Annotated in this window: 8 protein-coding genes; 2 read left to right on the top strand and 6 right to left on the bottom strand. The window is 60.4% G+C overall.

Annotated features, from left to right (window positions below):
• Positions 1-85: 85 nt before the first annotated feature.
• The 3 genes from betA to betI all read right to left on the bottom strand — a co-directional run bounded on the left by betA (position 86) and on the right by betI (position 4123).
• Positions 86-1789 (bottom strand): choline dehydrogenase, encoded by a 1704-nt coding sequence (betA, locus tag TU73_RS22115; RefSeq protein ID WP_057013997.1) that lies wholly within the window; start codon positions 1787-1789, stop codon positions 86-88.
• 157 nt (positions 1790-1946) lie between these two features.
• Positions 1947-3419 (bottom strand): betaine-aldehyde dehydrogenase, encoded by a 1473-nt coding sequence (betB, locus tag TU73_RS22110; protein WP_057013996.1) that lies wholly within the window; start codon positions 3417-3419, stop codon positions 1947-1949.
• Positions 3420-3529: 110 nt separating this feature from the next.
• The gene (gene betI / locus TU73_RS22105) at positions 3530-4123 is read right to left on the bottom strand and encodes a transcriptional regulator BetI (protein ID WP_043046178.1); all 594 of its coding nucleotides are present in this window, start codon (positions 4121-4123) and stop codon (positions 3530-3532) included.
• A gap of 390 nt (positions 4124-4513) precedes the next feature.
• On the opposite strand from betI, the gene TU73_RS22100 reads away from it, so the two are divergent.
• A complete protein-coding gene (locus tag TU73_RS22100; RefSeq protein ID WP_231984836.1) occupies positions 4514-6448 on the top strand; it encodes a BCCT family transporter in 1935 nt (644 codons plus the stop codon).
• 166 nt (positions 6449-6614) lie between these two features.
• Here TU73_RS22100 and choV read toward each other — a convergent pair whose 3' ends face one another.
• The 3 genes from choV to TU73_RS22085 all read right to left on the bottom strand — a co-directional run bounded on the left by choV (position 6615) and on the right by TU73_RS22085 (position 9649).
• Positions 6615-7793 (bottom strand): choline ABC transporter ATP-binding protein, encoded by a 1179-nt coding sequence (choV, locus tag TU73_RS22095; RefSeq protein WP_043046175.1) that lies wholly within the window; start codon positions 7791-7793, stop codon positions 6615-6617.
• Positions 7790-8635 carry a choline ABC transporter permease subunit gene (gene choW / locus TU73_RS22090; RefSeq protein WP_046069868.1) on the bottom strand — a complete coding sequence of 282 codons (846 nt, stop codon included), beginning with the start codon at positions 8633-8635 and terminating at the stop codon, positions 7790-7792. Before choW ends, choV begins: the two co-directional genes overlap by 4 nt.
• Positions 8636-8701: 66 nt before the next feature.
• Positions 8702-9649: a choline ABC transporter substrate-binding protein gene (locus TU73_RS22085; RefSeq protein WP_046069867.1), complete on the bottom strand. Its 948-nt coding sequence runs from the start codon at positions 9647-9649 to the stop codon at positions 8702-8704.
• 415 nt (positions 9650-10064) lie between these two features.
• Here TU73_RS22085 and TU73_RS22080 point away from each other — a divergent pair, with 415 nt between their 5' ends.
• Positions 10065-11441 (top strand): L-serine ammonia-lyase, encoded by a 1377-nt coding sequence (locus TU73_RS22080; RefSeq protein WP_056846928.1) that lies wholly within the window; start codon positions 10065-10067, stop codon positions 11439-11441.
• Positions 11442-11550: the final 109 nt, after the last annotated feature.

Genomic DNA, 11550 nt, shown 5'->3' with positions numbered 1-11550 from the left:
TCCCACAGTTGACCGAGTTGTTCAGGCGAACTCGGTCAACTGTGGGAGCTGGCTTGCCTGCGATACAGGCGCCGCGGTGCTTGAGTTACTGCGCCAATGGCCCCACTTCACGCAACGGCTTGCCACGCACTGGCGCATCGCCTGCCACGTAGTAGTCGGCGCTGCTGCGCGGCAGCGGCTTGCGGCCACGGATCTTGTCGGCGATTTTCTCGGCGATCATGATCGTCGGCGCGTTCAGGTTGCCGGTAGTGATGATCGGCATGATCGACGCATCGACCACCCGCAGGCCCTGCATGCCATGCACGCGGCCTTCGCCATCCACCACGGCCATCTCGTCGGTGCCCATCTTGCATGAGCAGGACGGGTGGAACGCGGTTTCGGCGTGCTCGCGGATGAACTTGTCCAGCTGCTCATCGGTTTGCACTTCGATGCCCGGGCTGATTTCGCGGCCACGGTAGGGATCCAGCGCCGGCTGCTGCATGATTTCACGGGTCAGGCGGATGCCGTCGCGGAACTCCTGCCAGTCCTGCTCGGTGGCCATGTAGTTGAAGAGGATGCTCGGGTAGTCCCGTGGGTTCTTCGACTTCAATTGCACGCGGCCACGGCTAGGCGAACGCATGGAGCCCATGTGTGCCTGGAAACCGTGCTCTTTCACACCGTTGCTGCCGTTGTAGTTAATCGCCACCGGCAGGAAGTGGTACTGGATGTTCGGCCATTCGAATTCCGGACGCGAACGGATAAAGCCGCCGGCCTCGAACTGGTTGCTGGCGCCGATGCCGGTGCCGTTGAACAGCCATTCGGCGCCAATCGCCGGCTGGTTGTACCAAAGCAACGATGGGTATAGCGACACCGGCTGGGTGCACGCGTATTGCAGGTACAGCTCAAGGTGGTCCTGCAGGTTTTCGCCGACGCCTGGCAGGTCGTGGACCACCGGGATGTCGAGGCTTTCCAGCAGTTTGGCCGGGCCGACGCCGGAGCGTTGCAGCAGTTGCGGCGAAGCGATTGCGCCGCTGCACACCAGCACTTCTTTACGCGCACGGGCTTCAACGCGCTCTTCGGCGGCGCCGATCAGGTAGCGCACGCCAACGGCACGCTTGCCTTCGAACAACACCTTGTCGGTAAGGGCGTGGGTGACAATGGTCAGGGTCGAACGCTTTTTAGCCGTGTCCAGGTAACCGCGCGCGGTGCTGGCGCGACGGCCGTTCGGCGTGACGGTACGGTCCATCGGGCCGAAGCCTTCTTGCTGGTAACCGTTCAAGTCTTCGGTACGCGGGTAACCGGCTTGCACACCGGCTTCGACCATGGCGTGGAACAGCGGGTTGTTACCCGCTTTCGGCGTGGTCACGCTGACCGGGCCTTCGCCACCGTGGTAGTCGTTGGGGCCGATGTCGCGGGTTTCGGCCTTGCGGAAATACGGTAGGCAGTCCAGGTAGGTCCAGTCTTCCAGGCCCGGCAGTTTCGCCCAGTTGTCGTAGTCCATGGCGTTGCCACGGATGTAGCACATGCCGTTGATCAGCGACGAGCCACCCAGGCCCTTGCCGCGGCCGCATTCCATCCGACGACCGTCCATGTGTGGCTCTGGATCGGTTTCGTAGGCCCAGTTGTAGCGGCGGCCTTGCAACGGGAAGGCCAGGGCGGCTGGCATCTGGGTACGGAAGTCGAGGCGGTAGTCGGGGCCACCGGCCTCCAGCAGCAAAACGGTGACGCCTTCGTCTTCGGTCAGACGGGTCGCCAGGGTGTTACCGGCGGAGCCGGCACCCACAATGATGTAATCGTATTCTTGGGACATTGGATGCACCCTCTTGAAGTGTGGTCAGGTCTGGCGAGTGCTTCGCACTCGATCGCAGGCAAGCCAGCTCCCACATTTGATCGGGTTCACACAGAACAAATGTGGGAGCCTGGCTTGCCCGCGATGGCGGCCTTACAGGCAATACAAGGCTCGGGTGTTAGAACACCGAGGCGTAGTCGCCCAGCTCAACCTGTACCGATTTGATGCGGGTGAAGTTGTTCAGCGAGCTGATGCCGTTCTCACGGCCCACACCGGATTGCTTGTAGCCACCGACCGGCATCTTGGCGTCGGACTCGCCCCAGGCGTTGATCCAGCAGATACCCGCTTCCAACTGATGAATCACGCGGTGGGCGCGGTTCAGGTCCTTGGTGACCAGGCCAGCGGCCAGGCCGAAGTCGGTGTCGTTGGCGCGGCGGATCACTTCTTCTTCGGTTTCGTAGGTGAGGATGCTCATCACCGGGCCGAAGATTTCTTCACGGACGATGGTCATCTCGTCGGTGCAGTCGGTGAACACGGTCGGGGCCACGAAGGCGCCCTTGGCGAAGTCGCCGTCGGTCAGGCGATCGCCGCCGCACAGCAGGCGGGCGCCTTCTTCCTTACCTTTGGCGATGTAGCCCAGCACGCTTTCCATGTGGGCGAAGCTGACCAGCGGGCCGAAGTTGGTGTTGTCGTCCTGCGGGTCACCCACACGGATGCGCGCAACGCGTTCAAGGATCTTGGCTTCAAACGCAGCCTGCAGGTGCTTAGGCACGAACACGCGGGTACCGTTGGTGCAGACCTGGCCGGAGCTGTAGAAGTTGGCCATCATCGCGATGTCGGCGGCGCGATCCAGGTCGGCGTCTTCGAACACGATCAGCGGCGACTTGCCGCCCAGTTCCATGGTCACTTCCTTGAGCGAGGAGCTCGAAGCGCTGGCCATGACCTTCTTGCCCGTGTCGGTGCCGCCGGTGAACGAGACTTTCTCGATGCGCGGGTGCTCGGTCAGCCAGGTGCCGACTTCACGACCGCTGCCGGTCAAGACGTTGAACACGCCTGCTGGAACGCCAGCTTCGGTGTAGATCTCGGCCAGTTTCAGGGTGGTCAGCGAGGTGACTTCGCTTGGCTTGAAGATCATCGCGTTACCGGCAGCCAGGGCCGGGGCGGATTTCCACAGGGCGATCTGGATCGGGTAGTTCCATGCGCCGATACCGGCAACCACGCCCAATGGCTCGCGGCGGGTGTAGACAAACGAGGTGTCGCGCAGTGGGATCTGCTCGCCTTCGATGGCAGGTACCAGGCCGGCGTAGTATTCCAGCACGTCAGCGCCGGTGACGATGTCGACGTACTTGGTTTCGGAGAAGGCTTTACCGGTGTCCAGGGTTTCCAGGGCGGCCAGTTCATCGTTGCGCTCGCGCAGGATGTCGACAGCACGACGCAGGATGCGCGAACGCTCCATGGCGGTCATGGCGGCCCAGATTTTCTGGCCTTTTTCAGCGCTGACTACGGCACGTTCAACGTCGTCTTTGGTGGCGCGTTGCACTTGGGCGAGAACTTCACCGTTAGCCGGGTTGATGGCTTCGAAGGTGGCATCGCTGCCAGCGTCGCTGTAGCCGCCGTCAATGTAGAGTTTTTGCAGGTCGAAACGGGCCATAAAGTCCTCGCAAGTGCATAAGTGGTTGGCGTTACCCGCCGAACAGTGGGCCATGGGGTTGTGGCAACACTGAGCGGCGGACGTTCAGGGGTTGAGCGTTTATAAGTGCTCTAACTCACCTGCTTGGCCAATTGGAAATCCATGTATTCGTAAGCGATCCGTTGCGCCTGCTCCGTGTCGAAAGCGTCTCCCGACAGGGCGCCGCGCAACCACAAACCGTCGATCAACGCCGCCAGGCCGCGGGCTGCGCTGCGAGCCTCGGACAACGGCATCGCACGGCGGAACTGGCAGCACAGGTTGGAATACAAGCGGTGATCGTTGATCCGCTGCAACCTGTGCAATGACGGGTGGTGCATGCTGGTGGCCCAGAAGGCCAGCCAGGTTTTCATTGCCGGGCCGTTGACCTGGCTGGCGTCGAAGTTGCCTTCGATGATCACCTGAAGGTGTGCCCGTGGGCTGTCATCCTTCAAGGCGCGCCGGCGTTCCTGGACGTTCTCGATCAGCGCATTCATCAGGTAACGCATGGTCGCTGCGATCAGGCCGTTCTTGTCCTGAAAGTAATGACTGATGATGCCGTTCGAGACGCCGGCCAGACGCGCAATCAGCGCAATGCTGGCATCTCCCATCCCGACCTGATCGATGGCCGTCAATGTGGCTTCGATCAACTGCTGGCGGCGTATGGGTTGCATACCGACCTTGGGCATGTAGCACCTCTCCTTAGGCCTGCCGACGGGCGAAGAACGTCCGTCGGCTTGAGGGCCAGTCTATTTTGTTTTGATTGAACGTTCAATCAACAAAGAATAAGATCTGCGACAAATGGTCGCTGCCTACAGATATTTCCTACCTGCGAGCTGCAACCTCTGACACCTGCAAAAACCCTTGAAACAGGCCACTTCAGAGCCTGATCACCGCTTCGGCGGGCTCAAGAATTTTCGGGGTGTCTTTATAACACCCGTCCGTCGACTGCCGAAAAATCGATGTCCCGGGATAACCGTTGCCTTGTGTTTCTCTCTCGCACTGCCTGGAGCATCTGCGCCATGAGTTCTGCCTCTCTTATAAAGACCCCGCCGGAAAAGGTCCGGGTCAACGGTTGGGTGTTCTACACCTCCACCGCGCTGATTCTGTTGTTGACCGCCATCCTGATCATCGCCCCGCAGGAGGCCGGGCGCATGCTCGGCGTCGCCCAGGCCTGGCTTTCCAAAAGCTTTGGCTGGTACTACATGGTGGTCATCGCCGCCTACCTGGTGTTTGTGGTCGGCCTGGCGTTTTCGTCCTATGGAAAATTGAAACTGGGTAGTAAAGACGACACCCCGGACTTCAGTTACGGCGCCTGGGCGGGCATGTTGTTCTCGTCGGGCATCGGTATTTCGCTGTTGTATTTCGGTGCGTCCGAACCTTTGGACCACTACTTCAACCCGCCCGAAGGCGCTGCCGCTAGCAATGGCGCGGCACGCCAAGCGCTGCAACTGACCTTCCTGCACTGGGGCCTGCACGGCTGGGCGATCTATGCGCTGGTCGGCCTGGCCGTGGCGTACTTTGCCTACCGTCATAACCAGCCGCTGGCCTTGCGTTCGGCGCTGTACCCATTGGTGGGCGAGCGTTGGGTCAAGGGCGCGGCGGGCCACGCGGTAGACGGTTTCGGCATGTTCGTGACCCTGCTGGGCCTGGTGACCAACCTGGGGATCGGCTCGATGCAGGTGTCTTCGGGGCTGGAAAACCTGTTCGGCATGGAGCACAGCAACACCAACCTGCTGATCGTGATCATCGTGATGAGCACCGTGGCCACCATCGCCGCTGTGTCGGGGGTGGAAAACGGCATTCGCCGCCTGTCCAACCTGAATATCGTGCTGTTCAGCGGCTTGCTGATCTTCGTGCTGCTGTTCGGCCCGACCCTGCACCTGCTCAACGGCCTGGTGCAGAACACCGGTGATTACCTCAACGGCATCGTGCTGAAAACCTTCGACCTGTATGTATATGAAGGCGACGGTGCCAAGACCGAACGCTGGATGGGCCTGTGGACCCTGTTCTACTGGGCCTGGTGGATTTCCTGGGCGCCATTCGTGGGCATGTTCATCGCACGTATTTCCCGTGGTCGTACCGTGCGTGAGCTGGTGGCCGGCGTCTTGCTGATCCCGCTGGGCTTTACCCTGGCATGGCTGTCGATCTTCGGTAACTCGGCGTTGGACCTGGTGTTGAATCACGGTGCCGTGGAGTTGGGCAAGACGGCGCTGGAACAACCGTCCATGGCCATCTACCAACTGCTTGAGCATTACCCGGCGTCGAAAGTCGTCATCGGCGTGTCGATCTTCGTAGGCTTTGTGCTGTTCCTGACCCCGGCGGATTCCGGCGCGGTGATGATGGCCAACCTGTCCTGCAAAGGCGGCAATGTGGATGAAGATGCGCCGCACTGGCTGCGGATCTTCTGGTCGGTGGTGATCACCCTGGTGACCATCGGCCTGCTGTTTGCCGGTAACTTCGAAGCCATGCAAACCATGGTAGTGCTGGCGGGGCTGCCGTTTTCGGTGGTGCTGATCCTGTTTATGTTCGGTTTGCACAAGGCCATGCGCCAGGATGTGGCCATCGAACAGGAGCAGGCGCAATTGGCTGAGCGCGGGCGTCGTGGTTTCAGCGAGCGTCTGACCGCCCTGGACCTGCAACCGAGCCAGGCCACCGTGCAGCGCTTTATGGACAAGCACGTAACGCCGGCGCTGGAAGAAGCCGCGGTTGCGCTGCGTGATCAAGGCTTGGAGGTGCAGACCTTGCTGGGCAAATCCAAGCGCTGCATCGGCGTGCGCATCGAGATGCAAGAGGGTAACCCGTTTGTCTACGAAGTGAGCCTGGATGCTTACTCGTCGGCGCCCAACGACTTGCCCGAAGAAGAACGCACCCGCTACTACCGTGCCGAGGTGTACCTTCACAACGGGCCGCAGGAATATGACCTGATGGGCTTCACCCAGGACCAGATTACCCGGGATGTGCTCGATCAGTTCGAAAGCCATCGGCAGCTCCTTGGCCGGGTCTATAGCTGATAGTTGAGCGGGCGGCGCCCTCGCTGGCGCCGCTGTTTCAAGAGTTGAAGACGGTCAAATGTGGGAGCTGGCTTGCCTGCGATAGCAATGGTGAATCCAACATAGCTATCGCAGGCAAGCCAGCTCCCACATTGGCCCGGTTTTTTCAGTTGTTTTGCAGTGTTTGTCAGCCCAGGTTTTTGCCCAGCAGAGCGTGGTAGAGCTCACTGTCCCCCAGTATCCCCACCACCTTGTTGTTGTCGTGCAGCACCAGCTTGTTCCCCGTTTGATACCGGATCTGCAACGCATCGCGCATGCCGATGTTCGAGTCCACCAGGGTTGGTACCCGGCCCAAATCTTCCACCGCTTGCCCCGGTGCCCAGTTCTGCAAATTCATCACCACGCCGTTCTGGCGTGCGCCCTGGATGGTGTTGCCTTCAGCCAGGTCCAGCCATGAGTCGCCGCCCGGGTCCAGGCACACCGAACCATTGACCCGCGTGCAGTTATCCAGCGTGCGCATCAGGCTGCGCCCGCACAGTACGTTCAGCGGGTTGGTGTGGGCAACGAAGGTGCGCACATAGTCGTCCGCCGGGTTCAGCACGATTTCTTCCGGCACGCTGTACTGGATGATCTTGCCGTCTTTCATGATCGCGATTCGGCTGCCGAGCTTGAGTGCTTCATCGAGGTCGTGGCTGACGAACACAATGGTCTTGCTCAGCTTGCGTTGCAGTTCCAGCAGTTCATCTTGCAGGCCCTGGCGAATCAGTGGGTCGAGGGCCGAGAAAGGTTCGTCCATCAGCAGGATATCGGCGTCCATCGCCAACGCGCGGGCCAGGCCGACACGCTGCTGCATGCCGCCGGACAGCTCATCGGGCTTTTTGTTGCGCCATTGGCTCAAGCCCACCAGTTCGAGCTTTTCATCCACCAGGGTGCGCCGTTCTTTTTCCGGGCGACCCTGCATTTCCAGGCCGAAGCTGATGTTCTCGCGCACCGTCAGCCAGGGCATCAGGGCGAACTTCTGGAAGACCATGGCGATGCGCTTGGTGCGCATCATTTTCAGCTCGGCCGGGGTGCAGGAGGCGATGTCGATCTGGCGCCCTTCATGCTCCACGAACAGTTGGCCACGGCTCACGGTGTTGAGGCCGTTGATGCAGCGCAGCAGGCTCGACTTGCCGGAGCCCGACAGGCCCATCAGCACACAGATCTCGCCCTTCTCGATATCCAGGCTGGCGTTTTCAACACCGACGATCTGCCCGGTCTTTTTCAGGATTTCGTTACGGCTCATGCCCTGGTCCAGCAGCTTGAGCGCCTCGCGTGGGTCTTTGGAGAAGATCACGTCGACTTTGTCGAATCGGATAATGCTCATGCATCACCCCCTACTTTAGCGTCGGGTTGTTTGCAGATACGGTCGAGCATGATGGCGAGCAGCACGATGGCCAGGCCTGCTTCAAAGCCCAGGGCGATATCGGCCGTGTTGAGTGCATTGACCACCGGCTTGCCGAGGCCGTCGGCACCCACCAGTGCGGCAATTACCACCATCGACAACGACAGCATGATGCATTGGGTAATGCCGGCGGCGATGCTCGGCATGGCGTGGGGCAGTTCAATTCGCGAGAGCAACTGGCGGCGCGAGCAGCCAAAGGCCTTGCCAGCGTCCATCAGCTCTTGCGGCACATCGCGGATACCCAGGTAGGTCAGGCGGATCGGCGCGGCAATCGCGAACACCACCGTAGAAATCAGCCCAGGCACCACACCCAGCCCGAAGAGGGTCAGGGTAGGGATGAGGTAGACGAAGGTCGGTACGGTCTGCATCAGATCGAGTACCGGCCGCATCATGGTGTAGAACATCGGCTTGTGCGCGGCAACAATGCCCAGCGGCACGCCGATGACCACGCAGACCAGGGTCGCGAACAGCACCTGGGCGAGGGTTTCCATGGTTTCCTGCCAGTACCCAAGGTTCAGGATCAGCAGGAAGGAAGCGATGACAAAGACCGTCAGGCCCCATTTACGTTGGATAAAGTGAGCCAGCAGCGCAATCAGACCGATCAATGCCAGCGGATTGAACCAGGTCAGCGCAAACGTCACGCCGTGGATCATCGTTTCCAGTGTCGATGCGATTGCGTCGAAGTAGTTGGCACCGTTCTGGGTCAACCATTCGACGAAGGCAGCGATGTACTGGCCTAGTGGGATTTTCTGTTCAGTCAGCATGGTAGTGAATGTCCACATGCGAAGGGGGAAAACATCCCGGACCGGCTTAACGGCCCGGGATAGCGGTTACTTGTCCAGGTAGGCTTTGACGGCCTCCAGCCCTGGTTTTCCATCGACGGTGTTGACGCCTGCAAGCCAGGTGTCGAGCACTTGGGGGTTCTTCTTCAGCCACGCCTTGGCGGCGGCGTCGGGCTTCATTTTGTCGTCCAGCACATTGCCCATCAGCGTGCTTTCCATGTTCAGGGTGAACACCAGGTTTTTCAGCAACTGGCCGACGTTGCTGCATTCCTGGGTGTAGCCCTTGCGCGTATTGGTGTAGATGGTGGCCTGGCCGTAGTTGGGGCCGAACGAATCGTCCCCTCCGGTCAGGTACTTCATCTTGAAGCGGGTGTTCATCGGGTGCGGTTCCCAGCCGAGGAACACGATGGCCTGGTTGCGCTTGGAAGCGCGTTCGACCTGGGAGAGCATGCCGGCTTCGCTGGACTCGACCACTTTGAACCCTGCGGTCTTGAGACCGAAGGCGTCTTTGTCGATCAGGGTCTGGATAGTGCGGTTGCCGTCGTTACCCGGCTCGATGCCATAAATCTTGCCGCCTAGCTCATCCTTGAATTTGGCAATATCGGCGAAGTCTTTCAGGCCTTTGTCGTACAGCGCCTCGGGCACCGCCAGGGTGTACTTGGCGTTCTCCAGGTTGGCGCGTACGGTTTCCACGGTGCCGGCATCACGGTACTGCTTGATGTCGTTTTCCATGGTCGGCATCCAGTTGCCGAGGAAGATGTCCATGTTCTTGCCGTCGGCCAGGGACTTGTAGGTCACTGGTACCGAAATCATCGTGGTGCGCGGCTTGTAGCCCAGGCCCTTGAGGATTTCGCTGGTGGTCGCGGTAGTGACGGTGATGTCGGTCCAGCCGACATCGGAGAAGTTGACGGTCTTGCACTGTTCCGGTTCTGCAGCGTTTGCCAGGGCTGGCAGACTCAACATGGCGGCCAACAACAACGAGGGTGAAGCTTTCATAAGGCTAGACTCCTGTGTTTTTTCTGGCGGCATTTGCCGCGCTTTATAAGTGTTGCGGTTGGAGCGTGCGACAACAGCTCTGGCACGGTGCCTTGCAAACGAGTCGGAACTGATCATGTACCAGTGAAAATCTGACGCCTACAGGGGGCGTCGTATCCAGTACAGGGAGGGTCGCATCCAGTACCGATGACGTCGCTTACAGGTTTTTCCGAAGGTGAAACCGCTGTTTTTACCCCTCTGCACCGTAAAAAACGGCCCAAACAGGCGATCGCACGCGAGCGACGCTGGTGAGCATGGATGCGTCGGTGTGAGACGCCGTGACGGCGGGTAAAAGCCTGATGATGCCGCCATCTAGGCGATCTGAGCGTAGCACCTCGTTCAAGCCTGGCCGTGCTTATCGAGGAGTTCTACCGCAATGGCTATCAGTGTTTTCGACCTGTTCAAGATCGGCATCGGGCCTTCGAGTTCTCACACCGTCGGCCCCATGCGCGCCGCGGCGTTGTTCGTCCAGGCGTTGCGTGAACGTGACGTGTTGGAACAAGTGCGGCGCGTCGAAGTTCAGCTCTACGGCTCGCTGTCGGCCACCGGCATCGGCCATGGCAGCGACACCGCAACCATCATGGGCCTGATGGGCGAGTGGCCCGACGCAATCGACCCATCACAGATCGGCGTGCGCATCCACACCTTGCGTGAAACCGACACTCTGCTGCTCGACGGCCGCCTGCCGGTGCCTTTCGTATGGGCGCGGGACATGCGTCTGCTCGACGAAAACCTGCCGTTCCATCCCAATGCCATGACCCTGGTGGTATGGGGCGATGACGGCGAACTGCACCGTGATACCTACTATTCGGTTGGCGGTGGTTTTGTGGTGGATGAGGCCCAGGCCCAGAGCGGGGTGGCGGACATGGACCGCACCGAACTGCCCTACGATTTCTCCAGCGCAGTGGAGCTGTTGCAGCTGTGCAAGACCCATAACCTGCGCGTCGCCGAGCTGATGCTGGCGAATGAAAAAACCTGGCGTTCCGAAGAGGAAATCCGCAGTGGCCTGATGAAGCTCTGGCGCGCCATGCAGGATTGCGTGGAGCAGGGTCTCAAGCACGAAGGCATCCTGCCCGGCGGCTTGAACGTGCGCCGCCGCGCGGCCAAGTTGCACCGCAGCTTGCAGGAACTGGGCAAACCCAATGTGATCGGCTCGACTTTGAGTGCCATGGAATGGGTGAACCTGTTCGCCCTGGCGGTCAACGAAGAGAACGCTGCCGGCGGGCGCATGGTCACGGCGCCGACCAACGGCGCGGCCGGGATCATTCCGGCGGTGCTGCACTACTTCATGAAATTCAGTGAGGAAGTCACCGAAGCCAACGTGGTCGATTATATGCTCGGCGCCGCAGCGGTCGGCATTCTGTGCAAGAAGAACGCCTCGATCTCCGGGGCCGAAGTTGGCTGCCAGGGCGAGGTCGGTTCCGCCTGTGCCATGGCCGCGGCCGGCTTAGCCGAGATTCTCGGCGCCACGCCGGAGCAGGTGTGCAACGCTGCTGAAATCGGCCTGGAACACAACCTCGGCCTGACATGCGACCCGGTAGGCGGGCTGGTGCAGGTGCCGTGCATCGAGCGCAATGCGATTGCGGCGGTCAAGGCGATCAACGCGGCGCAAATGGCCCTGCGTGGCGACGGCCAGCACTTTATCTCGCTGGACCGGGTGATCCGTACCATGCGCGATACCGGCGCGGATATGCATGACAAGTACAAAGAGACCTCGCGGGGCGGGTTGGCAGTGAGTGCTGTTGAGTGCTGAGACCGAGTCGCCTGCATCGGGGGCAAGCCCCCTCCCACATTTTGATCTGTGAACAGGGTCCAAAGGTGGGAGGGGGCTTGCCCCCGATAGCGGTGGTCCGGTCAACACT

Origin of the sequence: Pseudomonas libanensis (genome assembly GCF_001439685.1) — a bacterium.
Classification (GTDB): Bacteria; Pseudomonadota; Gammaproteobacteria; order Pseudomonadales; family Pseudomonadaceae; genus Aquipseudomonas; species Aquipseudomonas libanensis.
Note: the sequence above shows the minus strand (reverse complement) of the source record. Positions and strands in the feature narration are given on the sequence as shown.